General features: G+C 64.6%; 25 protein-coding genes. 12 read left to right on the plus strand and 13 right to left on the minus strand.

The features are described from left to right. Window positions 1-10 precede the first annotated feature (10 nt). The 5 genes from BMX85_RS21905 to mpl are packed head-to-tail and all read right to left on the minus strand — an operon-like array spanning window position 11 to window position 5,343. Complete coding sequence (locus BMX85_RS21905; RefSeq protein ID WP_090323683.1) at window positions 11-721, minus strand: DUF6445 family protein; 711 nt, start codon at window positions 719-721, stop codon at window positions 11-13. Beyond that, window positions 718-2,772, minus strand: a complete 2,055-nt coding sequence (locus BMX85_RS21910) for a ribonuclease catalytic domain-containing protein (RefSeq protein WP_090323685.1) — start codon at window positions 2,770-2,772, stop codon at window positions 718-720. Before BMX85_RS21910 ends, BMX85_RS21905 begins: the two co-directional genes overlap by 4 nt. A gap of 20 nt (window positions 2,773-2,792) precedes the next feature. Continuing rightward, complete coding sequence (locus BMX85_RS21915) at window positions 2,793-3,395, minus strand: chorismate--pyruvate lyase family protein (RefSeq protein ID WP_090323896.1); 603 nt, start codon at window positions 3,393-3,395, stop codon at window positions 2,793-2,795. 5 nt (window positions 3,396-3,400) lie between these two features. After that, window positions 3,401-3,979, minus strand: a complete 579-nt coding sequence (locus BMX85_RS21920; protein ID WP_090323687.1) for a YqiA/YcfP family alpha/beta fold hydrolase — start codon at window positions 3,977-3,979, stop codon at window positions 3,401-3,403. Continuing rightward, window positions 3,976-5,343: a UDP-N-acetylmuramate:L-alanyl-gamma-D-glutamyl-meso-diaminopimelate ligase gene (gene mpl, locus BMX85_RS21925; RefSeq protein WP_090323689.1), complete on the minus strand. Its 1,368-nt coding sequence runs from the start codon at window positions 5,341-5,343 to the stop codon at window positions 3,976-3,978. Before mpl ends, BMX85_RS21920 begins: the two co-directional genes overlap by 4 nt. An 88-nt stretch (window positions 5,344-5,431) precedes the next feature. Between mpl and BMX85_RS21930 the strand changes: the two genes are divergently transcribed. The 8 genes from BMX85_RS21930 to BMX85_RS21965 all read left to right on the plus strand — a co-directional run bounded on the left by BMX85_RS21930 (window position 5,432) and on the right by BMX85_RS21965 (window position 12,497). After that, window positions 5,432-6,082, plus strand: coding sequence for a hypothetical protein (locus BMX85_RS21930; protein WP_090323691.1), 651 nt, complete (start codon window positions 5,432-5,434; stop codon window positions 6,080-6,082). Next, window positions 6,075-6,620, plus strand: coding sequence for a TlpA family protein disulfide reductase (locus tag BMX85_RS21935; protein WP_090323693.1), 546 nt, complete (start codon window positions 6,075-6,077; stop codon window positions 6,618-6,620). The genes BMX85_RS21930 and BMX85_RS21935 overlap by 8 nt, the downstream gene beginning before the upstream one ends. A gap of 83 nt (window positions 6,621-6,703) precedes the next feature. Next, complete coding sequence (gene aroQ, locus BMX85_RS21940; RefSeq protein ID WP_090323695.1) at window positions 6,704-7,141, plus strand: type II 3-dehydroquinate dehydratase; 438 nt, start codon at window positions 6,704-6,706, stop codon at window positions 7,139-7,141. Between the two features lie 99 nt (window positions 7,142-7,240). Further along, complete coding sequence (gene accB, locus BMX85_RS21945; protein WP_090323697.1) at window positions 7,241-7,705, plus strand: acetyl-CoA carboxylase biotin carboxyl carrier protein; 465 nt, start codon at window positions 7,241-7,243, stop codon at window positions 7,703-7,705. A gap of 114 nt (window positions 7,706-7,819) precedes the next feature. Further along, window positions 7,820-9,196 (plus strand): acetyl-CoA carboxylase biotin carboxylase subunit, encoded by a 1,377-nt coding sequence (accC, locus tag BMX85_RS21950; RefSeq protein WP_090323699.1) that lies wholly within the window; start codon window positions 7,820-7,822, stop codon window positions 9,194-9,196. After that, window positions 9,196-10,128, plus strand: a complete 933-nt coding sequence (prmA, locus tag BMX85_RS21955; protein WP_090323701.1) for a 50S ribosomal protein L11 methyltransferase — start codon at window positions 9,196-9,198, stop codon at window positions 10,126-10,128. The genes accC and prmA overlap by 1 nt, the downstream gene beginning before the upstream one ends. Before the next feature lie 8 nt (window positions 10,129-10,136). After that, window positions 10,137-11,549 carry a DUF3426 domain-containing protein gene (locus BMX85_RS21960; protein ID WP_090323704.1) on the plus strand — a complete coding sequence of 471 codons (1,413 nt, stop codon included), beginning with the start codon at window positions 10,137-10,139 and terminating at the stop codon, window positions 11,547-11,549. Window positions 11,550-11,558: 9 nt separating this feature from the next. Beyond that, window positions 11,559-12,497, plus strand: coding sequence for a carbohydrate kinase family protein (locus BMX85_RS21965; RefSeq protein WP_090323707.1), 939 nt, complete (start codon window positions 11,559-11,561; stop codon window positions 12,495-12,497). A 153-nt stretch (window positions 12,498-12,650) separates the two neighbouring features. Here BMX85_RS21965 and BMX85_RS21970 read toward each other — a convergent pair whose 3' ends face one another. Further along, a complete protein-coding gene (locus BMX85_RS21970; RefSeq protein ID WP_090323710.1) occupies window positions 12,651-13,166 on the minus strand; it encodes a YggT family protein in 516 nt (171 codons plus the stop codon). Between the two features lie 455 nt (window positions 13,167-13,621). On the opposite strand from BMX85_RS21970, the gene BMX85_RS30570 reads away from it, so the two are divergent. The 4 genes from BMX85_RS30570 to BMX85_RS30810 all read left to right on the plus strand — a co-directional run bounded on the left by BMX85_RS30570 (window position 13,622) and on the right by BMX85_RS30810 (window position 16,563). After that, window positions 13,622-14,317 (plus strand): hypothetical protein, encoded by a 696-nt coding sequence (locus BMX85_RS30570; RefSeq protein WP_218147391.1) that lies wholly within the window; start codon window positions 13,622-13,624, stop codon window positions 14,315-14,317. Window positions 14,318-14,891: 574 nt separating this feature from the next. Continuing rightward, window positions 14,892-15,224 (plus strand): hypothetical protein, encoded by a 333-nt coding sequence (locus BMX85_RS31105; RefSeq protein WP_177196827.1) that lies wholly within the window; start codon window positions 14,892-14,894, stop codon window positions 15,222-15,224. Window positions 15,225-15,339: 115 nt separating this feature from the next. Continuing rightward, window positions 15,340-16,206: an FAD-dependent monooxygenase gene (locus BMX85_RS31440; RefSeq protein WP_304529058.1), complete on the plus strand. Its 867-nt coding sequence runs from the start codon at window positions 15,340-15,342 to the stop codon at window positions 16,204-16,206. A 93-nt stretch (window positions 16,207-16,299) separates the two neighbouring features. Continuing rightward, window positions 16,300-16,563 (plus strand): hypothetical protein, encoded by a 264-nt coding sequence (locus BMX85_RS30810; RefSeq protein ID WP_218147396.1) that lies wholly within the window; start codon window positions 16,300-16,302, stop codon window positions 16,561-16,563. Window positions 16,564-16,617: 54 nt separating this feature from the next. On the opposite strand, the gene BMX85_RS21985 is transcribed toward BMX85_RS30810, so the two are convergent. The 7 genes from BMX85_RS21985 to BMX85_RS22015 all read right to left on the minus strand — a co-directional run bounded on the left by BMX85_RS21985 (window position 16,618) and on the right by BMX85_RS22015 (window position 25,995). Next, complete coding sequence (locus BMX85_RS21985; RefSeq protein ID WP_090323716.1) at window positions 16,618-17,733, minus strand: ribonucleotide-diphosphate reductase subunit beta; 1,116 nt, start codon at window positions 17,731-17,733, stop codon at window positions 16,618-16,620. A 117-nt stretch (window positions 17,734-17,850) separates the two neighbouring features. After that, complete coding sequence (locus BMX85_RS21990) at window positions 17,851-20,787, minus strand: ribonucleoside-diphosphate reductase subunit alpha (protein WP_090323718.1); 2,937 nt, start codon at window positions 20,785-20,787, stop codon at window positions 17,851-17,853. 273 nt (window positions 20,788-21,060) lie between these two features. Continuing rightward, window positions 21,061-21,684 carry a 1,6-anhydro-N-acetylmuramyl-L-alanine amidase AmpD gene (ampD, locus tag BMX85_RS21995; protein ID WP_090323721.1) on the minus strand — a complete coding sequence of 208 codons (624 nt, stop codon included), beginning with the start codon at window positions 21,682-21,684 and terminating at the stop codon, window positions 21,061-21,063. Continuing rightward, entirely contained in the window at window positions 21,681-23,162 is a 1,482-nt protein-coding gene (locus BMX85_RS22000; protein WP_090323724.1) for a sigma-54-dependent transcriptional regulator, read from the minus strand. Before BMX85_RS22000 ends, ampD begins: the two co-directional genes overlap by 4 nt. A 14-nt stretch (window positions 23,163-23,176) precedes the next feature. Next, on the minus strand, window positions 23,177-24,871 hold the full coding sequence (locus BMX85_RS22005) for a sensor histidine kinase (protein ID WP_090323727.1): 1,695 nt from the start codon (window positions 24,869-24,871) through the stop codon (window positions 23,177-23,179). Window positions 24,872-24,886: 15 nt separating this feature from the next. Continuing rightward, window positions 24,887-25,195: a PP0621 family protein gene (locus BMX85_RS22010; protein WP_090323899.1), complete on the minus strand. Its 309-nt coding sequence runs from the start codon at window positions 25,193-25,195 to the stop codon at window positions 24,887-24,889. Further along, on the minus strand, window positions 25,192-25,995 hold the full coding sequence (locus tag BMX85_RS22015; protein WP_090323729.1) for a cytochrome C assembly family protein: 804 nt from the start codon (window positions 25,993-25,995) through the stop codon (window positions 25,192-25,194). The genes BMX85_RS22010 and BMX85_RS22015 overlap by 4 nt, the downstream gene beginning before the upstream one ends. Window positions 25,996-26,009: the final 14 nt, after the last annotated feature.

Here is a 26,009-nt window from a genome sequence, read left to right on the forward strand (position 1 = left end):
ACCACCCTCATCAGGCGGCGTTGCGGCGCAAGTTGAAGAAGGCGTTGACGGTCAACCGCCCCGTATGCACGTCGTCGCGCAGCAGCGCGGGACTGTGGATGTCGGCGCTGTGCAGCACCGTGCCGTGGTAGAAGATGGCCCGGTTGAACGCCGGCTGCGCGGTGTAGACCTTTTCAAAGTAGCGGTCCGAGGCCACCGCGTAGCCGTCGCCGGCGCCGGTCAGCTCGGTAAACGCCTGGCGATCCAGTACGCTCGATTGCAACACCATGTGCTCGAACTCGGACGCCGAGCAGGTTTGCCGGAAGAAGCCGGTGCCACCCAGGCGCGGGTCCTCAAACAGATACAGCACCATGGCGCCGGTGCCTTCCCGGTTGGGCTGGGGAACGGTGTCGAAGTGACAGACGCGCTGCAAATTGCGCAACTGCGGCGGCTGCAGCGTGGCCAAGGCCAGCCGCGTTGCCAGCATCGTGGTGCGGCGCGCGCCGAGCGGCTTGCGCACATGCTGGACCACGAACTGGTCGAAGGCCTGGGTCATTTCCGGCGCCAGGTTCAGTTCCGGGCCGGGAAAGTAGTTGTGGTCGGCATCGCTGAATTCCGCGCGCGCGCGGCCGGCCAGTTCGATCATTTTGCGCGGTTCCAGCAGCAAGTCGTCGACGATGACCAGGTTTTCTTCGCCGTACAGGGGCACGACGCTGATCTTGGCGCGCGGATTGAACATCATGCGGCCGGCGGCCCGCTCGTTGCCGCCGCTTCCGCTGCCGCGCTTGCTTCGGCCGTGTTTTCCTCGGCTGCTTCGGGGTCGTTGGCGTCGCCGGCGGGAATCGCCTCCTCTTCCTCGTAGTCCAGCTCGGCATCGGCGGCCACCGCGTCGGTGGTCGGAATTTCCAGGATGCGCGCTTCGATCGACAGGTCGACCTCGTCCCAACGCAGGATGTCGATCTTGACCTGCGCGCCGCGCGCCACCGACGGCATGCCCGGCAGGCGGATGATCAGCGGAATGTCGACCAGGCGCAGCACCTCGTCCTTGAGCACGACCGCTTCGACCTGGCGGGCGTTTTCCTGGCCCAGCCAACGCAGGCACCAGTAGCGCTCCATGTTCGACTGGTGGTCGCCATAGGCGGCGTAGGCCGCGTCGAACTGCGACACGATGGCGAACAGTTCCGAATCCTTCGGCTTGAACGGCGCCACCAGCGGCGCCGTCACGCCGTGCTCGGCGCACGCGAGGATCTGCCACTGGTTGACCAGATCGGTATAGCGGCGCAGCGGCGACGTGCTCCACGCGTATTGATCGACGCCCAGGCCCTGGTGCGGCGCGGCATGCGTGACCATGCGCACCTGCATCTTGGCGGCCCAGCCGCCGACGCCCTGGCCCTGGCTGCGGTAGATGCCCGGCACGCCGTGGTCGTGCATCAGCTTGCCCCAAGTGCTGTTGGCGAAGATCATCAGTTCGGCGACGATCTTGTCCAGCGGCGCGCCGCGCTTGCGGCGGCTGACGGTGACGATATCGTTCTCGACGTAGAAGTTGAAATCGACGCGGTTGTTCTGTTCCGGCTTGAGGCCGAAGCCTTCGCGCTTGACCATGCGCGCCGCCTCCAGCACCTGCGCCCACTTCCAGATCAGGCCCAGTTCTTCCTTGTGGGCGTAGTCGCCCTCGCCGCTGGCCAGGGTTTCCTCGTTGACCAGGTCGTCCAGGTCGTTGTGGCGCAGATTGCTTGCGATCGGCACCATCTCGGCGCGCGTCTCGGTGGCGACCACCGACCAGTCGGCCGGGTTCAGGGTCGCGTACAGCGACAGCGCCGGGCAGGTCTTGCCTTCGGCCAGGGTGAACGCCTCGACGATCGAATCCGGCAGCATGGTGATCTTATCGCCCGGCATGTACACGGTGGACATGCGCGCGCGCGCCATCTTGTCGACCGCGTCGTCGGGCTTGATGCCCAGGCCCGGCGCGGCGATGTGGATGCCGATCTTGACGTTGCCGTCGGCCAGCCTGGTGACCGAGAAGGCATCGTCGATTTCGGTGGTGGTGACGTCATCGATCGAGAACGCCTTGACGTCGGCCTGCGGCAGCTTGGTCGGCGCCACCGGCACCGGCACGTCCGGGAAGCCGGCGCCGCGCGGGAAGCTCTCGAACAGGAACTTGGCCATGTGCAGCGCCTTGGGCGACTCCACGCCACCGGCCGCGAGCATCAAACGCTGCGGATTGGTGTGCAATTCATTGCAAGCCGCTTCCATCGCCTTGTATTCGATCGAATTCTTGTCGGGCTTGAACAGCAGTTGCATGACGATGTTTTTCATCGATTCCGGCAACTTGTTGGCCTTCAGCTCCTCGACATACTGGGCCTGGATCAGCGCTTGCTGTTTCTTTTTCTCGATACCGGCCTGCGCCGCGCGCAGGGATTGCTCCGGCGCGGCCTTGTAGCGGCCACGGCCCTTCTTGTAGAAATAGATCGGCGCGGAGTGCAGGCTCAGGATCAGGCCCGCCGCCTCGGCCGGCAGCGGCGCGTGGCCGAAGTACTCGGCGCCCAGCTCGGCGAAGCCGAACTCCTCCTCGCCGGCCACTTCCCACAGGAAGTCGAGGTCGATCTCGGCGGCAACCGCCTTCGCCTGTTCCATCAAATCCGTCGGCGACGGCTTCTCGTACTGCAGCAGCACGTCCTTGATCTTGACCTTGCTGCGCTTGCCGCTGGCCATCTCCACCTGATAGGCCTCGCCCGCTTGCGACATCATGGTCCCGACCTTGAAATCGCCGGATTCTTCGAAAAATAGATTCATTGCTCGCTTCTGTTCGTTGTTTATTCGTTATGACTGCGCTGTTGTTTCAGGTCCAGCACGGCAGGCAGAAACACTTCCGTGACCAGCAGAGTACCCCGGCGGCGCCGATATAAACAGCGCCGTGCATATAATATGCGCTCTTGCAAAGGCGCCTCGTTCTCGCGGAACAGGGCGGCCGCGGCGCGCTGCGCCAATGGATGCCCTTCCCGCAATCTTGCAAATTCCAAAACGCCGCGCCGCACTTGCGGGTCGCCAAACAAGGTCGTCCCCAGCGAGCGCTCGCCCAGCGCGCTAAATAAAGGCCAATCGGCCGCCGTGGCCGACATCGGCACCACCGTGTGCGCGAACACCACCGGCCTATTATCACACCGCAGCAACACTTCCCTCTCCCACACGCGGCCGGGCCGGTGCAGGCCGATCACGGCGGCCTCGTCGGACAGGCAGCGGGCGACGCGCTGGTGCAGGCACTGCACGCGGAAAGTCTGGCTGTGGTCCTTCAGTCTGGCGGTCAGCGAACCGCCGGCCGTCAACCATGGGCGCAGGGACGGCGGCGCGTTCAGGGCCAGCACATGCGGCTGCCATTGGGTCTGTCGCAGGGAAGCGCCACGGCTCGGCGAGGACAACACTCTCAACGGCCGGCCTCGATGCCGCAAAACGCCAGCACCGCATCCACATACTCGGGAAACTCGGAAATGCCGTGGTCGCTGCCGTCGATCACGTGCTGGCGCGCGCCCGCATAATGCTTGACCATGTCGCGATAGTCCAGCACTTCGTCGCCGGTGGCGGCGATCAGGAAATAGCGCGCGGGCCGGGTGATCGGATCGACCGCCAGCGCGCGCAGTTCGTCGATATATTCACGCTTGAACTCGAACGGCTCGTCGGAGTGGAATTGCGTTGTCACGCCGACATGCTTGTCCAGATCCTGCAACGGCACGATGGCTGGATTGAGCAACACGGCGCGGCAACCGATGCGCTCGGCCAGCCAGGTGGCGTAGTAGCCGCCCAGCGAGGAGCCGATAATGCTCAACTCCTCGGCCGGCACGCCCTCTATTAAAGAGAGCGCCAATTCCATCGCCAGCTTCGGCGAGGCCGGCAGCTGCGGGCAGACCAGCTGGTCCGACAGACCCAGTTCGGCCATCCGCTCGCTGATCACGCGCCCCTTCATCGACTTCGGCGACGAGCGGAATCCGTGCAGGTAAAGAATCATCGCGCCAGCGCTTCCAGGATTTTAGCGTGCACGCCGCCGAAGCCGCCATTGCTCATCACAATGACCTGGTCGCCCGGCCGGGCCGCCTTGGCGATGGCCGCCACCAGCGCGTCGATGTCCTCGTAGGCGCTGGCGATCTCGCCCAGCGGCGCGAGCGCGTCGCCCAGGCTCCAGCCCAGCGACTTTTCGCTGCCGAAGCCGAACACCAGGTCGGCGTCGCCCAGGCTGCCCGGCAATGCATCCTTCATCGCGCCCAGCTTCATCGTGTTCGAGCGCGGCTCGAGCACGGCCAGGATGCGCGCGGTCTTGCCGATCTTTTGGCGCAGGCCGCCGACGGTGGTGGCGATCGCGGTCGGGTGGTGGGCGAAGTCGTCGAACACGGTGATGTTGTTGACGGTGCCGCGCACTTCCATGCGGCGCTTGACGTTCTCGAACGTGGCCAGCGACTTGGCCGCCTGCGCCACCGGCACGCCGACGTGGCGGGCGGCGGCGATCGCGGCCAGCGCGTTGGCGCGGTTGTGCTTGCCGGTCAGGTTCCACTCGACCTTGCCGACGGTTTCGCCGCCGAAAATGACGTCGAATGTGCCGTCATCGTATTCGTTCATCGCCCATTCGGCGCCGTCATTGTGGCCGAAGCTTTCCTTCTCGCTCCAGCAACCGCGCTTGAGCACGCGCTGCAGCGAGGCCTCGTCGCCGTTGTAGATGACGCGGCCGATGCCGGGCACGGTGCGCACCAGGTGATGGAACTGCGTCTCGATGGCGCCCAGGTCGGGGAAGATGTCGGCGTGATCGTATTCCAGGTTGTTCAGGATCGCGGTCTTGGCGTGGTAGTGGACGAACTTGCTGCGCTTGTCGAAGAAAGCGGTGTCGTACTCGTCGGCCTCGATGACGAAGAAGATCGACTCTTTATCACCCTGCACCCGGGCGGAGACGCCGAAGTTCAGCGGCACGCCGCCGATCAGGAAGCCGGGCGCGTAGCCGGCGTCTTCCAGTATCCAGGTCAGCATGGCCGAGGTGGTGGTCTTGCCGTGCGTACCGGCCACGGCCAGCACCCAGCGGTCCCTTAATATATGTTCGCCCATCCACTGCGGGCCGGACACGTACGGCAGGCCGCGATTGAGAATCTCTTCGATCAGCGGATTGCCGCGCGAGACCACGTTGCCGATCACGTACAGGTCGGGATTGAGCGCGGTCTGCTCGGGGCCGAAGCCCTGTATCAGTTCTATGCCCTGGGCTTCCAGCTGGGTGCTCATCGGCGGATAAACGTTGGCGTCGCAGCCGGTCACGCGGTGGCCCGCCTCTTTCGCCAGGACCGCCAGGCCGCCCATGAAGGTGCCGCAAATACCGAGAATATGAATATGCATAGTGTGTAACAGGATCGATCCGCGCAAGTGAATACGCGATTTTACCTGAGCCGACGCCGAATTCCCGGTTCAGAGTATTATCTCGTCCATGACGCCGAATGTTATCGAAGAAGTCCTGCTGCTCCGCGCCGAGATCGCCGCCGCCGCCGCGCGCCTGATCGCGCAGGATGGCGCCGACTACAACGCCGCCAAGCGCAAGGCCGCCAAACAAATCCTCGGCGACACGCAACCGCCGCCGAACCTGCTGCCGGACAACGCGCAGATCGAAGAGGAAGTCCGCATCTACCAATCGCTGTTCCACGCGGACACCCAGCCGGCGCGCCTGTTCCGGCTGCGCACCCTGGCGGTCGACATCATGGAAGGCCTGGCCGCGTTCAATCCGTTCCTGACCGGCGCGGTCCTGAACGGCACCGCCGGTGCGCACGACGACATCCATCTGCAACTGTTCGCCGACAGCGCCAAGGAAGTCGAGATCTTCCTGCTGAACCGCAATTTGCAAATCGACATCTCCGAAACGCCGCACTTCAAGGGTCCGCGCTACGATCCGGTCGAGACGGTCAGCTTCATGTGGCACAAGGAAGGCGTCCACGCCGCCTTATATGAGCTGGACGATTTGCGCGGCGCCGTCAAAACCCGTGGCGACAAGCTGATACGCGCCGATATCGCCGCCGTGCGCGCGCTGCTGGTTAGTAGCACCCATACCGACGACAACACCAACCGAAACCCCGATCATGAATAAAAAACATCTGGCCGCTTATGTCGGCGTCGCCCTCCTGTTCGCCGCGTCCGGCGCCTGGGTCGGCTTCAACAAACAACATGCGGCGCCGATCACCACCACGGCGCCGGCCGGCGTGACCGGTCCGGTGGGCGCGCTGTACGCGCAAACACTGCCCGACGCCAAGGGCGCGCCGACCGCGCTGGCCCAATATAAAGGCAAGGCGATGCTGGTCAATTTCTGGGCGCCGTGGTGCGCGCCGTGCGTGCAGGAGATGCCCGAGCTGTCCGAGCTGGCCGCCGGAGAAGCGGGTAAGAAGCTGCAAGTTATCGGCATCGGTATTGATTCGCCGTCAAATATCGCCGCTTTTAGCGACAAATACAAAATTACCTATCCGGTGCTGGTGGCCGGCATGAGCGGCACCGAGCTGTCGCGGCAGTTCGGCAACACCGGCGGCGGCCTGCCGTACACGGTGCTGATCGGCGCCGACGGCCAGGTCAAGAAGACCTATCTGGGGCGGCTCAAATTCGACGAGCTGCGTAAAGACCTTGCAACTCTTTAACTGGATTCAGCAGTTTTTTTCTCTTGCCAATGCCAGCAGTTGGCGGCAAAATGCGGAACTTTCGCGGAAAACGGTCTAGAACCATGGCAAAAAAGCTTCTACTTCTCAACGGTCCCAACCTCAATTTATTGGGCACCCGCGAGCCGGAGGTGTACGGCGCCAACACCTTGGCCGATGTCGAGCAAGCCGCCGTGGCGCAGGCCGAGGCGGCCGGCGCGACGCTGTCCTGTTTCCAGAGCAACCACGAGGGGGCGCTGATCGACCGTATCCATGCCGCCAGGACCGAAGGCGTGGACGCCATCGTCATCAACCCGGGCGGGTTGACCCATACCAGCGTCGCGCTGCGCGACGCGCTGGCGGGGGTCGCGATTCCGTTCGTGGAAGTACATATTTCCAATATTTACCAGCGCGAGTCGTTTCGCCACCATTCCTTCCTGAGCGCGATCGCGTTGGGCACGATCTGCGGACTGGGTATCGAAGGATATCGGTTTGCCATCGACTTCGTCGTTAAAAGGCGTTAATCTACGCGATCTGCGCGCAAAAAATTACGAACTTAACACGGTTTCGCCCACGAGGCGGCGCCGCTCACACTTTACATAACAAGATATTCCGGGGGTTACATGGATCTACGCAAGCTGAAGACCTTGATTGATTTGGTCGCGGAGTCGGACATCGCCGAGCTCGAAGTGACCGAAGGCGAAAGCAAAGTGCGCATCGTCAAATCGTCGGCCATGCCGCAAAACCAGATGGTGATGATGCAGCCGCAAGGCATGCCGCAGTACCACGCAGCTCCCGCGCCAGCCGCCGCGCCGGCCGCCGCAGCGGCCCCGGCCGTCGCAGCCGAGCCGACCGGCCACATCGTTAAATCGCCGATGGTCGGCACCTTCTACCGTTCGTCGGCGCCGGGTTCGGCCGCGTACGTCGAAGTGGGCGCCGTCGTCAAGGAAGGCGACACCCTGTGCATCATCGAAGCAATGAAACTGTTGAATGAAATCGATGCCGACAAATCCGGCACGATCACCCAGATTCTGGTCGAGAACGGCCAACCGGTCGAATTCGGCCAACCGCTGTTTGTGATAGGCTAAGTCCGGTTCGCGCCCTCCCCCCGTCGGTGACGGGCGCGCCGGCTTTGTTCCGCATTCCCTCCTCTACCTGACGTTGCCGGATTTTCGGCGCTCACAGACATACGCGAACCTATCATGTTTGAAAAAATCCTCATTGCCAACCGTGGCGAAATCGCCCTCCGCATCCAGCGCGCCTGCCGCGAAATGGGCATCAAGACGGTCGTGGTCCACTCGGAAGCGGACAAAGACGCCAAATACGTGAAGCTGGCCGATGAGTCGGTGTGTATCGGCCCGGCGCCCTCGTCGCTGAGCTATCTGAACATGCCGGCCATCATCAGCGCCGCCGAAGTGACGGACGCCGAAGCGATCCACCCGGGCTACGGCTTCCTGTCGGAAAACGCCGACTTCGCCGAGCGCGTGGAAAAATCGGGCTTCGTCTTCATCGGCCCGCGCTCCGAATCGATCCGCATGATGGGCGACAAGGTCTCGGCCAAGCAAACCATGATCAAGGCCGGCGTGCCGTGCGTGCCCGGTTCCGACGGCGCGCTGCCGGACGATCCGAAGGCGATCGTGCAGATCGCCCGCAAGGTCGGCTATCCGGTCATCATCAAGGCGGCCGGCGGCGGCGGCGGTCGCGGCATGCGCGTGGTGCACACCGAGGCCGCGCTGATCAACGCCGTGGCCATGACCAAGACCGAAGCGGGCACCGCCTTCGGCAATCCGGAAGTGTATATGGAGAAGTATCTGGAAAATCCGCGCCACGTGGAAATCCAGATCCTGGCCGACGAACACAAGAACGCCGTCTGGCTGGGCGAACGCGACTGCTCGATGCAGCGCCGCCACCAGAAGGTCATCGAGGAAGCGCCGGCGCCGGGCATCCCGCGCAAGCTGATCGAAAAGATCGGCGACCGCTGCGCCGAAGCCTGCCGCAAGATCGGCTACCGTGGCGCCGGCACCTTCGAATTCCTGTATGAAAACGGCGAGTTCTACTTCATCGAGATGAACACCCGCGTGCAGGTCGAACATCCGGTGACCGAAATGATCACCGGCATCGACATCGTGCAAGAGCAGATCCGCATCGCCGCCGGCGAAAAGCTGCGCTTCCGCCAGCGCGACGTGATGCTCTCGGGCCACGCCATCGAGTGCCGCATCAACGCCGAGGACGCGTTCAAGTTCACGCCGTCGCCGGGCCGCATCACCTCGTGGCACGTGCCGGGCGGTCCCGGCGTGCGCGTCGATTCGCACGCCTACGCCGGCTACTACGTGCCGCCGCACTACGATTCGATGATCGGCAAGGTCATCTCGTACGGCGCCACCCGCGAGCAGGCGATCCGCCGCATGCAGATCGCGCTGTCGGAAATGGTCGTCGAAGGCATCTCGACCAACATCCCGCTGCACCGCGAACTGATGATCGACGCCCGCTTCATCGAAGGCGGCACCAACATCCATTACCTGGAACAGAAGCTGGCCGACATGCCGGACCTGCATAAACTGAGTTTGAAGGCGCAATAATGAGCTGGACTGAAATCGTCATCGAAATCGCGCGCGACCACGCCGAAGCCCTGTCGGACGCGTTGATGGAAGTCGGCGCGCTGTCGGTGTCCGTGGAAGACGCCGACGAAGGCACCGACCAGGAGCGCCCATTGTTCGGCGAGCCGGGCATGGAACCGACCGAAGCGGCATGGGATCACAGCCGCGTCGTCGCCCTGACCAACGAGGATGACGACCAGGCCGCCATCGTGGCCGCCGCCGCCGAACAGATCAAGCTGGCGACCCTGCCGAAGTTCGCCACGCGCAAGGTCGAGGAGCAGGACTGGGTGCGCCTGACGCAATCGCAGTTCGCGCCGATTCACATCGGCAAGAACATCTGGGTCGTGCCGAGCTGGCACGAGGCGCCGGACCCCGACGGCCTGATCCTCGAACTGGACCCGGGCCTGGCCTTCGGCACCGGCAGCCATCCGACCACCCGCCTGTGCATGGAGTGGCTGGAAGCGAACCCGGCGCCCGGCAAAACCGTGCTCGACTACGGTTGCGGTTCCGGCATCCTGGCGATGGTCGCCAAGAAGGTCGGCGCCGGCGAAGTGGTCGGCGTCGACATCGATCCGCAGGCGATCGAATCGGCGGCCGACAACGCCGAACGCAACAAGTGCGACATCGAATACTTCCTGCCGGACACCTTCGCGCAATCGCAGCACGCCGCGCAACAGTTCGACATCGTGGTCGCCAATATCCTGTCCAGCCCGCTCAAACTGATGGCGCCGATGCTGTCGGGCCGCGTCGCCCCCGGTGGCGCGCTGATCCTGTCGGGCGTGCTGGCGCGCCAGGCCGACGAAGTGGCCGCCGCCTACGCGCCGTTCATCAAGCTCGGCGTCTGGGCGGAGCAAGACGGCTGGGTCGCCCTGCATGGCCGGCTCGGCAGTGATGCGGTACCCGCCCCGCGCTAACGGCAGCGATGGCGCTCGCCACTAAATGCCCCCACTGCAGCACGACGTTTCGGGTCGCTCATGACCAGTTGAAATTACGTGGGGGCATAGTGCGCTGTGGCTCCTGCAATGAAGTTTTCGACGGCAACGCGGCCCTGCTCGAGCCGCTCGCCATCCCGCAACCGGTGTTCGCGCCGGTTGTGTCCGAAGCACCCTACTTCCCTCCGCCGACACCCGCGCCCTTCGATGAAGCGGTGGCCGCGCCGGATCCGCGCGCGCTTGAACCGGCCGGAGCCGAACCGATCTACACCTTGGAGCTCGACAGCGCGGTGGACGAGACGGCGCCGGAATGGCAGTCCGGGCACGAACCCGCGATCGGACCCGAGCCGGCGATCCAGCCCGAAGTCCTGCCGGAACCGGAGGCCGACGCTGAACCCGAGTCCGACGTCGAACCCGAGGCCGATGCTGAACGTCAAGCCGAAGCCGGGGTCGAGCCCGAACCTTTCCCTGCTGAAGAGCAGCGCCCGCCCGTCCTCGAGCCGGCGCCGGACGACCCGCTCGCCATCGAACCGATGACGCACGAGGAGCTGGAGGCGGCGTTGGCGGCCGAACTGGCGCTGATGGAGCAAGACATCGCGGCCGGGGCGGCCGAGCAGGAAGCCAAGGCCGCGCCATCGACGGCCGCCGCCGACCGCCAGGAACCCACCCTCGACCCCGACTCCCGCTACGACCTCGACGAGGCCGACGAGGAGGCGCTGGTCCAGCTCGCCGCCGCCAGGGAGCGCGACAGCGCGCCACAGTTGCACACCTTGCTGCGCGCCGCCTCGGCCCCGTCGCAAGACCACTTCGCGCCCCAGGCCGAAGTCCACAGCGTCGAGCCGCCGGCACCGGAGGCGGTCGAAGCGGAAGTCGACGACCCGAACGAGCCGGGCTTCCTCAAGCGCGACCGCCGCCGCGAGCGCTACGGCAAGACCATCAACATCGCCATGGGCGTCGGCTCGCTGCTGCTGGCGGGCGCGCTGGCGGCGCAAGGCTTGACCACCTTCCGCAACCAGCTGGCCGCCAGCTACCCGGGACTCAAGCCGACATTGCAGGACATCTGCGCCGCACTGGGTTGCAAGATCGAACTGCCGACCCGGATCGACGAGCTCGTCATCGAGCAGGGCGAACTGCAAACCTTGAGCGAGACCACGTTCTCGTTCACCACCCTGCTGCGCAACCAGGGCGCCACCGCGCAGCAGTGGCCGCACATCGAACTGGTGCTCGACGACGCCAACGACAAGGCCATCTTGCGCCGCGTGTTCACGCCGCGCGACTATCTTGGCGCCGATGCCGCACCGGAAAAAGGATTCGCCCCGCGCAGCGAGCAATCTGTCAAACTGTACTTTGAATTGAAACAGCTGAAAGCATCCGGCTATCACATCGCAGTCTTCTATCCATAAAGAACTATCATGACTCAGACATCCATCATCTGCGGCTCGCTCGCGATCGACACCATCCTGCAATTCCCGGGCCGCTTCGACAGCATCCTGCTGGCCGACCAGCTGCACAAGGTGAACGTATCGTTCCTGGCGCCGACGATGCGAACGGAATACGGCGGCTGCGCCGGCAACATCGCCTACAACCTCAAGATGCTGGGCGGCGAGCCGCGCATCGTCGGCGTCATGGGCCAGGACAACGCCGCCTACATCGAACGCCTGCACAAGCTCGGCATCTCGACCGACAACATCCTGATCAAGCAGGAGGCCTACAACGCCCAATGCTTCGTCACGGCCGACGAGGACAACAACCAGATCAACGCCTTCCACCCGGGCGCCATGTCGTACGCGCACGAGAACGACGTCGCCAAGGCGGGCACGGCGGCGGTGGCCATCATCTCGCCGGACGGCCACCTGGGCATGCAAAAGCACGCCGCCGACCTGGCCAAGCTGCAGATCCCGTTCATCTTCGACCCGGGCCAGCAGCTGCCGATGTTCAATGGCGCCGAGCTGATCGCCTTCATCGACAAGGCCACCTACGTCACCGCCAACGACTACGAAATCGAATTGCTGATGGACCGCACCGGCCTGACGTTGCCGCAGATCGCCAGCCGCCTCGACGCGCTGATCGTCACGCGCGGCGAGCACGGCTCGGAGATTTACGCCAAGGGCGAACGGATCGAGATTCCCGCCGTCAAGGTCGCCGACGTGCTGGACCCGACCGGCTGCGGCGACGCCTACCGCGCCGGTCTGCTGTTCGGCATCACGCAAGGCTGGAAATGGGAAACGACCGGCCGCCTGGCCAGTCTGATGGGCGCGATCAAGATCGCCAGCAAGGGCGGCCAGAACCACCAGCTCACGGCGGCCGAGATCGCCGATCGCTTCGAAGCCGCGTTCGGCTACCGCTTCTAAAAGTCACATCCGGGGTCAGGTCCGCCATGGCTACACGGCCCACGTGTGGCGGACATGGCGGACGATGGGCCCGCCACACAAGGCAAATCCGGGATCGGGTTCACCATCTACACAACAGCTCGTGTAGCAATGGCAGACCGGACCCCGGATTTTTTATCGGCCGTTGAAGGCCATGCCCAGCAGAATCTGGGCGATCTGCAGCGCGATCAGCGCCACCAGCAGCGATAAATCGAGATTGCCCACCAGCGGCACCACGCGGCGGATCGGCTTGAGCAGCGGCTCGTTGAGCGCGCGCACGAACGGCGCCAGCGGCGCGTGCGGATTGACCCAGCTGAAGATCGCTTCGACCACCAGCAGCGCCATGAAGCCGTACAGTATCCATTTGAGGAAGCGCTCGAACGCGGCCAGCAACACCGCCTGCGCCGGCCAGCCGGCAAAGAACAGCACCGAGGTCGCCAGCAGCACGATCAGGAAGGCGCCGATCAGACTGGCCCAGTCGTAGCCGCCCATGCCCGGCACGATGCGCCGCAGCGGCCGCACCAGCCAGTCCGACAGCTGGAACGTGAACTGGGCCACCGATTGCGGCGGACGCACGCGGATCGCCTGCATCCAGAAGCGCAACAGCAAGGCGCCGCCCAACAGCGTGGCGATGGCGTCGACAATCAACATAACAATACTAAGCACGGTCCCTCCAAAAAAAAAGCCGCTGTGTGATTGTCTCACACAGCGGCCGGTTGCCTCAGCAGGCACCTAAGTATTTAGCTTAGGAAGGACGCGTGCTGGTTGGGAACGGCCATGCGGCCGCCGGTGCCAACACGGTTTTCGCTGCCGGCACGGCGGCAGGAGCGGCTGGCTTGGCGACAGCTTCCTTCTTCGGCGCGGCCGCTTTAGGGGCGGCTTTTTTCACCGCCGGCTTGGCTGCCGGAGCAGGCGCTGCCGCGGCAACTGGCGCGGCTGCCGGCGCTGGCGCGGCGGCCGGTTTGGCGGCTACCGGTTTAGCGGCTGGCTTGGCGGCAGCTGGTTTAGCGGCAGCCTTGACGGCTGGCTTCTTGGCAGCTGCCGGCTTGGCCGCTGCCTTAACCGGCTTTTTTGCTGCTGGCTTAGCCGCTGCCTTTGCAGCTGGCTTGGCTGCTGTTTTTGCCTTGGCGGCTGGTTTAGCGGCGACAGCTTTTTTGGCTGCTGGTTTAGCTGCTGCTTTCGCGGCAGGTTTAGCGGCTGGCTTGGCGGCCGCTTTTTTCGCTGCCGGTTTGGCGGCTACTTTTTTTGCCGCTGGCTTGGCTGCAGCTTTTGCTGCTGGCTTCGCCGCTGGCTTGGCAGCTGCTTTTTTAGCGGCTGGCTTTGCTGCTGGCTTGGCTGCTGCTTTTTTGGCTGCTGGCTTTGCTGCTGGCTTGGCTGCCGCTTTTTTCACTGCTGGCTTGGCTGCAGCTTTCGCTGCTGGCTTCGCTGCTGCTTTGGTCGCTGGCTTGGCTGCTACTTTTTTCACGGCTGGCTTAGCCGCTGGCTTGGCTGCTGCTTTCGCTGCTGGCTTCGCTGCTGGTTTGGCGGCTGCTTTTTTCACTGCTGGTTTTGCAGCTGGCTTTGCAGCTGGTTTAGCAGCGGCTTTGGCAGCTGGTTTAGCGGCTGGTTTGGCGGCTGGTTTGGCGGCTGGTTTGGCGGCGGCTTTCGCTGCTGGCTTGGCGGCTGCTTTCGCGGCGACAGGCTTTTTCGCTGGGGCGGCGGCTTTAGTAGCGGCCGGCTTTTTTGCTGCTGGTTTCTTTGCGGCAGTTGCCATTTTTAGTTCTCCTTCATCGGGGATGGGAAAATTCACATACAAGATTTAAACCCGTCCGGCCCCGGATTGGGCCAGGCGAATTATTCATCGGCACAAACAGGACACTGTTTGCGCTAATGAATTCGGCACCAGCTGAACTGCTGCAACCCCTCACGAGTGCAGCGCTTCAGCCATCTATCTGTCCGCCGTCCGTGGCCGGCGCGGCGTGCAGATACAAATCTTGTTGCGACGTTTTGCGGGTGGTCGGGCGTGTGCTCAGCTCCAGGGACCTACGTCGCAGCCATCGACCGTTTTTGTTTTCAAACAAAAAACCGCCCAACCTGAACCGAATCAGGAAAGACGGTTGAACAAAAACGGTTTGGTCTTGTGCATATCTTTGTGAATCTGTATCCCGTGATCGCGATCATTTCTGCGGTGTGCGCACTTCAAAAAAAGCGCACCTTTATAAACACACATTTTCAATCTCGTAAAGTACACGAAAACCTTGTCGGTACGCAACCGGCACGAGAAGTATTCGTCCGCTTTTTTTCGTCTTATGCTCGCCATTTCACATACGCGTGGCAGTTCGCGCTTGCTCGCTTGCGACATCGTGGTGCGATGTGCGCGCTCAATCGAGTTCGAAAATGCGCCTGCCGCGCCGCGCGGAAAAATCGCGCTTCAAAGCGAGCCAATTGCCGCCTGGGTGTCTGCGATGCCGCCGTCATCTGCGCGCGTCGCTCGCCACCAACTTCCGAATTCGAGAGCGCTGGCGCATCGCATGCGCGCTGTCGCTGCTCACTGTTTTTAAATTCGTCGCGATTATGAGACAGAGTGCGGGGAATGGCAAGCGGAATACAGCGATGCGCGACGACGCCTGCGCGCTCGGCGCGCGCGTCGATGCGTGGCGATGTGTGTCGGCGAGTGGTCGACGATGTGTCGGCGCGTCGCGAGCGCTGTCGCCGATGCGCGCTGGTTGAGTGTTCGACGCGTTGCGCGTCGGCGAGGGCGTGTCGGACTACTCGGCTTCGTGGTCGGCGTCGGTACTCTTGTGGCGCAGCACCCGGGCGTTCACGTCGCCGCGCCGGCCTCGCATTGGCGATCGACCTCGCGCGCCGCCACGTCGACGTTGTTCTGGTCTACAGAATTGAAGGACCGCCCAGCGGCTCGCGCGGCAATGGCATCCAGCCGCGCACCCTGCAAATGCTCGACGCGCTGGGCGTGGCCGATCGCATGGTGGACGCCGGCGGCCTTTATCCGGCGCAGCGCGGATACCGCGCCGACGGCGGCCACGACGAGCAAGCGTCGACCGAAGGCCTGGCGCCCTCGCCCGCCGAGCCGTACACGCTGCCGCTGATGCCGCCGCGGTATCTGACCGAGGGCGTCCTACGCGACAGGCTCGCCGAACTCGGACACGCGCCGCGCTGCGGCCACGAGCTGACCGGCTTCGAACCGGATGGCGAAGGCGTCACCGCGCGGCGGGCGACGGCCGGCGGCGATGGCCACGGTGCGGGCGCGCCACCTGGTCGGCGCCGACGGCGGCCGCATCCTCGTGCGCAAGACGCTGCCGCCGTCATCGCCGCCCGCACCGGGCGCGCCGACATCGCGCTGCACGCGGTGCATTGGTGCTCGGTGCAAGAGATGAGTTCACGGCTGGCCGACCGCTACCGGGTCGGCCGCGTGGTGATCGCCGGCGACGCCGCGCACGTCCACCCGCCGACCCACCGACAGGGTCCGAACACCAGCGTGCGGGATGCGTGGAACCTGGGATGGAAACTGGCGGCGTGGTGGACGGCGCGCCGGACGCGCTGCTCGACACCTACGAGACGGAGCGGCGCGAGGTGGCGGCCGGCGTGCCGGGGCTGTCGGGCAAGCTGCTGCAGGCGGCGCGCACGCGCGGCGACCTGCGGCGCGGGCGCGAGACGCAGCAGCTCGACCTGGGCTACCGGAGCTCGCCGCTGACGCACGACGCGCCGCGACGACGACGACGACGCCATCGTGCGCGCCGGCGACCGCGCGCCGGACGCGCCATGACGCGGCGCGGCCGGTCAGCCTGTGCGTTTGTTTGCGTTGCTCGGTGGCGGCGCGTGGACCTTGCTGCGCTACGAGCCGGCCGGCGCCACGGCCATCGCCGCGCGCGCCGGGCTGAGAATAGTGACCGTTGGAATGAACCGCGCGCCGCGCGACGACGGCGGCCATCTGCGCGCGGCGTACGGTTTCGCGCCGGGGGACGTGGCGCCGATCCGGCCGGACGGCTACATCGGCGCGCTGGCCGGCGGGGAGGCGGGCCTGCGGGAGTATCTGGAACGGTTCGTATAAAAGAAAAAGCCCGGCTATCGAAGCCGGGCTTTTTCCATGCAACTCAGACCGCCATCAATCCCAGTTCAGCGCGCCGCCGGTCTGGTACTCGATCACGCGGGTCTCGAAGAAGTTACGCTCTTTCTTCAAGTCGATCATCTCGCTCATCCACGGGAATGGATTCTCTTCCTGGTCGAACAGCGTCTCCAGACCGATCTGCGTGGCGCGGCGGTTGGCGATGAAGCGCAGGTAACCCTTGAACATGGTCGCGTTCAGACCGAGCACGCCGCGCGGCATGGTGTCTTCGGCGTACGCGTACTCCAGGTCCACGGCCTTCAGGAACAGCTGCTTGATCTCTTCCTTGAACGCCGGGGTCCACAGCAGCGGGTTTTCCATCTTGATCGTGTTGATCAAATCGATACCGAAATTGCAATGCATCGATTCGTCGCGCAGGATGTACTGATACTGCTCGGCCGCGCCCATCATCTTGTTCTGGCGGCCCAGCGCCAGGATCTGGGTGAAGCCGACATAGAAGAACAACCCTTCCATCAAGCAAGCGAAGACGATCAGGGACTTGAGCAGCTTCTGGTCGTTTTCCACGGTGCCGGTGGTGAAGGCCGGATCGGTCAGGGTGTCGATGAACGGGATCAGGAACTCGTCCTTGTCGCGGATCGACTTGACTTCGTTATAGGCGTTGAAGATCTCCGACTCGTCCAGGCCCAGCGACTCGACGATGTACTGGTAGGCGTGGGTGTGGATCGCTTCCTCGAACGCCTGGCGCAGCAGGTACTGGCGGCACTCCGGCGCCGTGATGTGGCGGTAGGTGCCCAGCACGATGTTGTTGGCGGCCAGCGAGTCGGCGGTGACGAAGAAGCCGAGGTTGCGCTTGACCAGGCGGCGCTCGTCGTCGGTCAGGCCGTTCGGGTTCTTCCACAGCTCGATATCGCGCTGCATGTTCACTTCCTGCGGCATCCAGTGGTTGGCGCAGCCGGCCAGGTATTTGTCCCATGCCCACTTGTACTTGAACGGCACCAGCTGGTTGACGTCGGTTTTGCCGTTGATGATGCGCTTGTCGTCGGCGTTGACGCGCAGCGCGACTTGCTCGGCATTGGCTTCGCCGGTGGCCAGTGCGGCGTCGTTGATAGCTTGTGGTACCGCTGGTGCGGCTTCTTCGTCCCAGGACAGCGACATAGTGTGTTTCCTTCTGAATTCGGTCAAATAGAACCGCCCGGACGGGCCGGGGCGGTTCGCTCTATATATATTAGGTGGCGCGGGCGTGTTGGCAAGGCCGGCAAGCCCGCGGCCGGCTTATTGGCAAGCTTCGCATTCCTCGAAACCGTCGTCGCCGGGACGCAGGTAGCAGGCTTCGCCGTCCGCTTCGGCGGTCACCGCCGCAGCCGCCGCCACCGGAGCGGCGGCCGCCGCCGAGGCGATCGCGCTGGCAGACATGCCGCCGTCCACCGACACCGCGTTCAGCGCGCCGGTCTTCGAGGTCGACTTCTCGGTGTGGGTGGCCGAGGTGGTGCGCAGGTAGTAGGTGGTCTTCAGGCCGCGCAGCCATGCCAGCTTGTAGGTCTCGTCGAGCTTCTTGCCCGAGGCGCCGGCCATGTAGATGTTCAGCGATTGGGCCTGGTCGATCCACTTCTGGCGACGCGACGCCGCTTCCACCAGCCAGGTCGGCGACACTTCGAATGCGGTTGCATAAATGTCACGCAGGTCGTTCGGGATGCGGTCGATCTTGGCCAGCGAGCCGTCGAAGTACTTCAAGTCGGCGATCATGACCTCGTCCCACAGGTCGCGCGCCTTCAGGTCGCGCACCAGGTAGGAGTTGATCTCGGTGAACTCGCCCGACAGGTTGGACTTCACGTACAGGTTCTGGAAGGTCGGTTCGATGCAGGCCGACACGCCGATGATGTTCGAGATGGTCGCGGTCGGGGCGATCGCCACGCAGTTCGAGTTACGCATGCCGAACTTCTTGATGCGCTCGCGCACCGGCGTCCAGTCCATCGCCGACGACAGGTCCTGCTCCAGGTAGCCGCCGCGCTCTTCGGCCAGCAGCTTGACGGAGTCCTGTGGCAGGATGCCGCGGTCCCACAGCGAACCTTTGTACGATTGATAATGGCCGCGCTCTTCCGCCAGCTCGGTCGAGGCCAGGTAGGCGTAGTAGCACACCGCTTCCATCGACGTGTCGGCGAAGGCCACGCACTCCGGCGACGAGAACGGCACGCGCATCATGTGCAGGCAGTCCTGGAAGCCCATCACGCCCAGGCCCACCGGACGGTGGCGCATGTTGGCGTTGCGGGCCTTGTCGACCGCGTAGTAGTTGATGTCGATGACGTTGTCGAGCATGCGCATCGCGGTGCGGATGGTCTTTTGCAGCTTGACGTGATCGAGCTTGCCCTCTTTCATATGGGCCGGCATGTTGACCGAACCGAGGTTGCAGACGGCGATTTCGTCGGGACCGGTGTTCAGGGTGATCTCGGTGCACAGGTTCGAGCTGTGGACCATGCCCACGTGCGACTGCGGCGAACGGATGTTGCACGGGTCCTTGAAGGTGATCCACGGGTGGCCGGTTTCGAACAGCATCGACAGCATCTTGCGCCACAGGTCCAGCGCGGCGATCTTCTTGAACACGCGGATTTCGCCGGCGGCGGCCTTGGCTTCGTAGCCCAGGTAGGCTTTCTCGAAGGCCTTGCCGACCAGGTCGTGCAGGTCCGGGCAATCCGACGGCGAGAACAGGGTCCAGTCGCCCTTTTCCATCACGCGCTTCATGAACATGTCCGGAATCCAGTTGGCGGTGTTCATGTCGTGGGTGCGGCGGCGGTCGTCGCCGGTGTTCTTGCGCAGGTCCAGGAACTCTTCGATGTCCATGTGCCAGGTTTCCAGGTAGGCGCACACCGCGCCCTTGCGCTTGCCGCCCTGGTTGACCGCGACGGCGGTGTCGTTGACCACTTTCAGGAACGGCACCACGCCTTGCGATTTGCCGTTGGTGCCCTTGATGTGGGCGCCCAGCGCGCGCACCGGGGTCCAGTCGTTACCCAGGCCGCCGGCGAACTTGGCCAGCAGCGCGTTTTCCTTGATGGCGTCGTAGATGCCTTCCAGGTCGTCCGAGACGGTGGTCAGGTAGCACGACGACAGCTGCGAGCGCAGGGTGCCGGCGTTGAACAGCGTCGGCGTCGAGGACATGAAGTCGAACGACGACAGCAGGTTGTAGAACTCGATGGCGCGCGCTTCGCGGTCGGACTCGTTCAGCGCCAGGCCCATCGCCACGCGCATGTAGAACGCCTGCGGCATTTCGATGCGAACGTCACGGACGTGCAGGAAGTAGCGGTCGTACAGGGTTTGCAGGCCGATGTAGCCGAACTGCAGATCGCGGTCGGCGACCAGCGCCTTGGCCAGGCGGGCCAGGTCGAATTCGGCCAGCTTGGTGTCCAGCAGCTCGTTTTCGATGCCCTTGGCGATGTACTGCGGGAAGTAGGTGAGGTACTCGGCGGCGGCCGCGCCCTGCGCGACTTCCTTGCCGAAGACTTCCTTGCGGATCGTGTGCAGCAGGATGCGGGCCGTCACTTGCGAGTAGGCCGGGTCCTTTTCCATCAGCGCGCGGGCGGCCAGGATGGCGGACTTGTGCAGCTCTTCGACCGGCACGCCGTCGTACAGGTTTTTCAGGGTCTCGGCGACGATGGCGTCGGCGTCGACGTGCTTTTCCAGGCCGATGCAGGCGGCGTTAATCAGGCCGGTGACGCGGTCCATTTCCAGCGGCTTGCGCTCGCCGTTTTCCAGCACGTGGATTTGCGGCGCGGCGATCTTGGCGCTGGCGCCCTGTGCTTCCTTGAGCGCGCGGCGCTCTTCCATGTGCTTGGCGCGGTACAGGACATAGGCGCGGGCGACATCGTGCTCGCCGGAGCGCATCAGCGCCAGCTCGACCTGGTCTTGCACGTCTTCGATGTGGAAGGTGCCGCCCGATGGCTGGCGGCGCACCAGCGCCGTCACGACGCTGGCGGTCAGCTGTTCTACGAGTTCGCGGACGCGCGCCGAGGCGGCGCCCTGGCCGCCGTTCACGGCCAGGAAGGCCTTGGTGACAGCGATCGCGATTTTCGACGGTTCAAACGCGACGACCGCGCCGTTACGGCGGATGATGCGGTAGTCACCGAGGTCGCCCGCTGCCGTGGACGGGCTGCTGGCGGTGCTCGCAGCGGCTGCTGGTACCAGCGCTGGATTGATGGTGATGTCTTGTGTAGATTGCATTTAAGCTCCCCGATAACGGCGTGCAGTCAGTGCTGCGCGGCTATGTTTGTAAAAAAAGGCCAAATTGAAGCGATCAGCCACACCTGCCTGGCTGGTTAAACTACTTTAATAAGGGTGGTGAGTTGGTCCAGGAACTTGCTGTGACTTGATTAACCAGTGCCATGTTAACTACTATATCTAGTGATTGCGAAGAACCGATCCACTGATTGTAGTGTTCCGATGGGGCTAATACAAGGGGAAATTTTTGCGTTTCCGCCATTTTTTCGGTTGACTTTACAGAACGCCTTTTACAAAGCGCAATACAGCGCTAGCGCCCACTAACCCGGCTTTCGCGATCGGGAATTCTTCACATAATTTCCGGCAACTTTTAACATAAAAGTTCCAATCGAACAACGGTCCGGGGTCGGTTTTGCGGCCCGGCGCGATGTCCTCGTGGCCCTGGACGTCGGTCAGCGGGTAGCGCCGCGCCAGCGCCGCCGTCAGCGCCGCCAGCGCCGCGTACTGCGCCGCTTCGAACGGCGTGTCGTCGGTGCCTTCGAGCTCGATGCCAAGCGAGTAGTCGTTACATTTTTCGCGGCCGCGAAACGACGACGTACCGGCGTGCCAGGCGCGGTCGTTGGCCGAGACATACTGGATCACCCGGCCGTCGCGGCGCACAAAAAAATGGCTCGACACTTTCAGCCCGCGCAGGTCGGCGAACGAAGGGTCAGCATTATAGTCCACCCGGCCGGTAAACAGGTCGGAGACGTGGGGACCGCCGAAACGGCCGCCCGGCAGGCTGATATTGTGGATCACCAGCAGCGTGATGTCGGCCGGGTCGGGACGGCAATCGAAGTGCGGGCTGTCGTAGCGGCTCGCCGCCGGCCACCAGCCGTCCGCGCCTATGCTGTCCTTCATGCCTCGGGCTCCTGGATGTTCAGCTTCTGCATTTGATAGCGCAGCTGGCGGAAGCTGATGCCCAGCAGTTGCGCGGCCTGCGTGCGGTTGAACTGCGTCTGCGTCAGCGCGCGCAGGATGATGTCGCGCTCGATCTGGTTCAGGTAGTCGGGCAGGCTGGCCGGCAGCGGCTCCGGCAGCGGCGGCACCGGCGCGGGCGGCGGTGCCGGCCCGGCGTCCGGCTGCGCCGGGATATTCGGCAGCGGTATCCACATCGGCGCCGGCGCCGGCGTCGGCGATGGCAACGGCCCCGCCGACTCGGCGCCGCGCGCGCCCTTGAGCGCCAGGTCGGCCACCTCGATGACGCCATCGTTGGCGAAGGCCAGCGCCCGTTCCAGGATGTTTTCCAGCTCACGCACGTTGCCGGGGAAGGAATAGCCGCGCAGCGCGTCGAGCACGCCGTCCCCCAGCGCCGCCCGGTGCTCGAAGGTGCCGAGCCGCTCCAGTATCGCGCCGGTCAGCACGCCGAGGTCGTCGAGCCGCTCGCGCAGCGGCGGCAGGCCCAGTTCGATCACGTTCAGCCGGTAGAACAGATCCTGGCGAAAGCTGCCCTGCTCCACGCATTGCGCCAGGTTTTTATGGGTCGCACTGATAATCCGCACGTCGACCGGCTCCTCGGCGGTGGCGCCGATCTTGCGCACGCGCCGCTCCTGGATCGCCCGCAGCAGCTTGACCTGCATCGCCAGCGGCAGGTCGGCCACCTCGTCGAGCATCAGGGTGCCGCCGTCGGCCGCCTGGAAAAAGCCGTCGCGGTCGTCGGCGGCGCCGGTGAAGGCGCCCTTGCGGTAGCCGAAAAACTCGGCCTCCATCAGCGCCTCCGGAATCGCGCCGCAGTTGACCGCGACGAAGGGCTTGCCGGCACGCGAGCTTTGCGCGTGGATTTCGCGCGCCGCCAACTCCTTGCCGCTGCCCGATTCGCCGTGGATGGCGATCGGCGCCATCGAACGCGCCAGCCTGGCGATCTGCGCGCGCAGCGACTGGATCACCGCCGACTCGCCCTTCAACCGGCTGGCCGGCGGCGTTTCGCTGGCCGCCAGGCCGGCCGGCGGCGCGTTCAGGCGCAGCGCCGAGCGCACCATCAGCCGCAATTGGTCCAGCGCCACCGGCTTGGAGATGTAATCGAAGGCGCCGGCCTTGAGCGCGACGACGGCGTTGTCGGCGCTGCCGAAGGCCGTCACCACCGCGATCGGCGTGTTCTTGTGGGCGGCGTTCACCTCGCGCACCAGCTCCAGCCCCAAGCCGTCGGGCAGGCGCATGTCGGTCAGCACCAATTGATAATCCCGATGCTCGCGTTCCGCCCCGGCCAGCAGCGCGCGCGCCTGCGCCAGGGTCGCCGCGCTGTCGACATCCAGCCCCATTTTCACCAGGGTCAGTTCCAGCAATTCGCGCAGGTCGGCTTCATCGTCGACCACCAGCACGCGGGGAGAACGCTCGCTCATGGCACTGCCTCTTCTTATTTTTGCGCCGGTTGGGCGAAGGTGATCACAAAGCGTCCGCTGGAGCGGCGGCCGCCATCGGGGCTGTCGCGGCTATCGAAACGGTATTCGTAATCGAGCCGGGCTTCGTTATTCAAACACAATTCGCGCGCCAGATACAGCCCCAGGCCCGTGCCTTTGCTCGATGTGGTGTAAAACGGCTCGAACAGGTGGGCCCGCACCTCCGGCGAGATGCCCGGGCCGTCGTCCTGCACGTGCAGCTCCATGCGCTGGGCGTGGTGCGGATGGGTGAGCAGGTCGACCCGGATCGACCGCGGCCCGCCGCTGGCGTAGCGCACGGCGTTGTTTAACAGATTAAGCACCACCTCGCGCAGGTGCAGCGGATCGAAGCGCACCATCGTGCCCGGCGCCACCGACAGGCCGACGATGTCCGGCGGCAGGCCGTGGTTGTTGATGAATTCCGAGCGCAACTCGGCCAGGAAGCCGTCCAGCGCCAGCGGCTCGTTATTCGGCTGCACCTTGCGCGACAGCTGCAGGATGTCCTCGACCATGCGGTTGACCCGCGCCACGTTGTCGCCGACGATCTTGAGCAGGCGCAGATGCACGGCGCTGTCCAGGTCCTCCCCCAGCAGCGCGGTGGCGTGGCCGATGGCCGACAGCGGATTGCGCACCTCGTGGGCGATGCTGGCCGTCAGGCGTCCCATCGACGCCAGCTTCAGTTGCTGCGCCTGGTTTTCGATGCCCGTCACGTCCTGCAGGAAAATCACGCTGCGCTCGAAGCCGACGCCGGACGACGACGCGTCGACCGCCGCGAAGCGCACCTTCAAATGCGCCGACAGGTCGCGGCGCGCGCTCCAGGCGGCGGTCAACCCTTGCAGCGCGGCGTCGCTGAACGGCTTGATGGTGACGAACACCGTGCTGCGCGCCGGATCGTCGCGCCATTCGGCGTACGCCTGCGCCAGCGGCGCCAATGGCGCGGCCGCCGACAGCTTGAAGTTCAGGTCCGGGCCGACCAGTCCGAGCATCTGGCGCGCGGCCGGATTGCCGGCCGAGACCCGCCCGTCCGGATCGACCACCAGGATGCCGTCGCCGATATTGGCCATCACCAGCCGGTTGACCGCCTGCTGCACATTGATTTCCACGCCGCGCTGGATCGCCAGCTCCTCCTGGCCGATCAATTTGCCGGCCATGCGGTTGACCACCAGCACGGCGGCAAAGAAGGCGGCGCCGTACAGGCCCGATTGCAGCAGGCCGTGCTGGCTCTCCATCGCCAGCAGCTGCCACACGCTCTCGCCCAGCATGAACAGCGCCACCAGCGCGGTGCAGAACAGCGCCAGCACCAGCGGCGCCAGGATGGCCGAACCGGCCAGCGGGAACAGATACAAGATGGCCAGGCCGCTGCGCACGCCGCCGCCGGCGAGGTACAGCAGCGAGATGACGGCCAGGTCGCAGGCGATCTGCGACAGCAGTTGCAGCAGGAAGCGGCGGCGCCAGGAGACGGCCATCAGCGCGAAGCCGACCGCCAGGCCCAGATACGCCAGGCACACCGGCAGGTACGGATATTCGTCGACGGCGCGCAGGCCCCGGCTGTCGAAACTCAGATAGACCAGCAGCACCAGCGCGATGACCACGCGGGTGGCGTTGAGCGTTTGCAGCGAGCGCCAGAAGGTGGCGCGCGATTCAGCCGACAGGGCTTGCAGGCGCGCCACCACCGGCCGGCCCGGGCTTTACGCCGCCGGCGCGGCGGCGTGCGCCGCGCAGCAGTAATCGCGGCCGTTGGCGTGGACCGCCTCCGAGGCGGGGAAGAAAATACCGCACCTGGCGCATTCGAGCATCGTCTCGGCGTCGGCCAGCGCCTTGTCGGTGCGCGCCTTGTAGGCGGTCTGGCTGGCGCCAGGCGCGCCGGGCGGCACCTCCTGGTTCGGCGGCGGCTGGCGGAACTGCTGCTGGTTGCGCTGTTGCGCGCTGCGGATTTTGCTGCGGATCGCGAAGATCACCAGGAAAATCAATCCCAGCCAAATCAAAATACGGCTCATGCCCATCCTTTATGCAAAACCACTTCAAACACAAAACGGCTGCCGACATATGCCAGCAACAACGTCGCAAATCCGGCCAGCGTGAAGCTCAGCGCCGTCTTGCCGCGCCAGCCGCGGAAGCGCCGGCCGGCCAGCAGCGCGGCGAACAGCATCCAGGACAGTAGCGTAAACGCCGACTTGTGGTCCCATTTGAGCGCCTGGCCGAACAACTGTTCCGAAAACACGATGCCCGACAACACCGTCAAACTCAATAGCGTGAAACCGAAGCCTATCATGCGGAACAACAGCTTCTCCATCGTCAGCAGCGCCGGCAGCTGGTCCAGCGCGCCGGACAGGAAGCTTTTGCGGTCGGTGGCCGCGTGCAGGCGCGCCTCCTGCAGCGCCATCAGCACGGCGTGGAAGGCGGCGATGGTCAGCGTGCTATAGGCCATGGTGGCGATGGCGATGTGCCAGCCGAACAATGAGGTTTTGCCCTCCAGCGGGATCAGGTTGCCCGGGAAGACGGCTTGCAGCGCGGCGGCGACGGCGGCGCTGGGCATGACCAGGCGGCGCATGCCGTCCAGGCTGAAATTGCGGTTTTCCAGCCAGTAGGCCGCCACCGACACCCACAAGGCCGACGACAGCATCGCCGCGAAGCCGATCCGCAGCGAACCGGCGGCGGCCACCTCCAGCCACAGGCCGGCGCCGTGCAGCGTCCAGGCGGCCACCGTCACGGCCGAAATCAGGCCGGCGCGGCGCGATGGCAGGGCGGCGCACAGGATGTACAGCGCGATGGCTGCGATGAACAAGTAGGTCTGCATGTCCCGCAGTTTAC

Source organism: Duganella sp. CF517, assembly GCF_900110275.1.
Lineage (GTDB): Bacteria > Pseudomonadota > Gammaproteobacteria > Burkholderiales > Burkholderiaceae_D > Rugamonas.

Excerpts from the sequence above, each read along its gene's own strand:
- BMX85_RS21985 (WP_090323716.1), bottom strand. The coding sequence starts at position 17,733 with ATGTCGCTGTCCTGGGACGAAGAAGCCGCACCAGCGGTACCACAAGCT.
- BMX85_RS22000 (WP_090323724.1), bottom strand. The coding sequence starts at position 23,162 with ATGAGCGAGCGTTCTCCCCGCGTGCTGGTGGTCGACGATGAAGCCGAC.
- BMX85_RS21905 (WP_090323683.1), bottom strand. The coding sequence starts at position 721 with ATGATGTTCAATCCGCGCGCCAAGATCAGCGTCGTGCCCCTGTACGGC.
- BMX85_RS22015 (WP_090323729.1), bottom strand. The coding sequence starts at position 25,995 with ATGCAGACCTACTTGTTCATCGCAGCCATCGCGCTGTACATCCTGTGC.
- BMX85_RS21960 (WP_090323704.1), top strand. The coding sequence starts at position 10,137 with ATGGCGCTCGCCACTAAATGCCCCCACTGCAGCACGACGTTTCGGGTC.
- BMX85_RS21930 (WP_090323691.1), top strand. The coding sequence starts at position 5,432 with ATGACGCCGAATGTTATCGAAGAAGTCCTGCTGCTCCGCGCCGAGATC.
- BMX85_RS21910 (WP_090323685.1), bottom strand. The coding sequence starts at position 2,772 with ATGAATCTATTTTTCGAAGAATCCGGCGATTTCAAGGTCGGGACCATG.
- BMX85_RS31105 (WP_177196827.1), top strand. The coding sequence starts at position 14,892 with ATGCGCCTGCCGCGCCGCGCGGAAAAATCGCGCTTCAAAGCGAGCCAA.
- accC (WP_090323699.1), top strand. The coding sequence starts at position 7,820 with ATGTTTGAAAAAATCCTCATTGCCAACCGTGGCGAAATCGCCCTCCGC.
- BMX85_RS21920 (WP_090323687.1), bottom strand. The coding sequence starts at position 3,979 with ATGATTCTTTACCTGCACGGATTCCGCTCGTCGCCGAAGTCGATGAAG.
- accB (WP_090323697.1), top strand. The coding sequence starts at position 7,241 with ATGGATCTACGCAAGCTGAAGACCTTGATTGATTTGGTCGCGGAGTCG.
- BMX85_RS21935 (WP_090323693.1), top strand. The coding sequence starts at position 6,075 with ATGAATAAAAAACATCTGGCCGCTTATGTCGGCGTCGCCCTCCTGTTC.
- ampD (WP_090323721.1), bottom strand. The coding sequence starts at position 21,684 with ATGAAGGACAGCATAGGCGCGGACGGCTGGTGGCCGGCGGCGAGCCGC.
- BMX85_RS21990 (WP_090323718.1), bottom strand. The coding sequence starts at position 20,787 with ATGCAATCTACACAAGACATCACCATCAATCCAGCGCTGGTACCAGCA.
- prmA (WP_090323701.1), top strand. The coding sequence starts at position 9,196 with ATGAGCTGGACTGAAATCGTCATCGAAATCGCGCGCGACCACGCCGAA.
- BMX85_RS22010 (WP_090323899.1), bottom strand. The coding sequence starts at position 25,195 with ATGAGCCGTATTTTGATTTGGCTGGGATTGATTTTCCTGGTGATCTTC.
- BMX85_RS21965 (WP_090323707.1), top strand. The coding sequence starts at position 11,559 with ATGACTCAGACATCCATCATCTGCGGCTCGCTCGCGATCGACACCATC.
- BMX85_RS21970 (WP_090323710.1), bottom strand. The coding sequence starts at position 13,166 with ATGTTGATTGTCGACGCCATCGCCACGCTGTTGGGCGGCGCCTTGCTG.
- mpl (WP_090323689.1), bottom strand. The coding sequence starts at position 5,343 with ATGCATATTCATATTCTCGGTATTTGCGGCACCTTCATGGGCGGCCTG.
- aroQ (WP_090323695.1), top strand. The coding sequence starts at position 6,704 with ATGGCAAAAAAGCTTCTACTTCTCAACGGTCCCAACCTCAATTTATTG.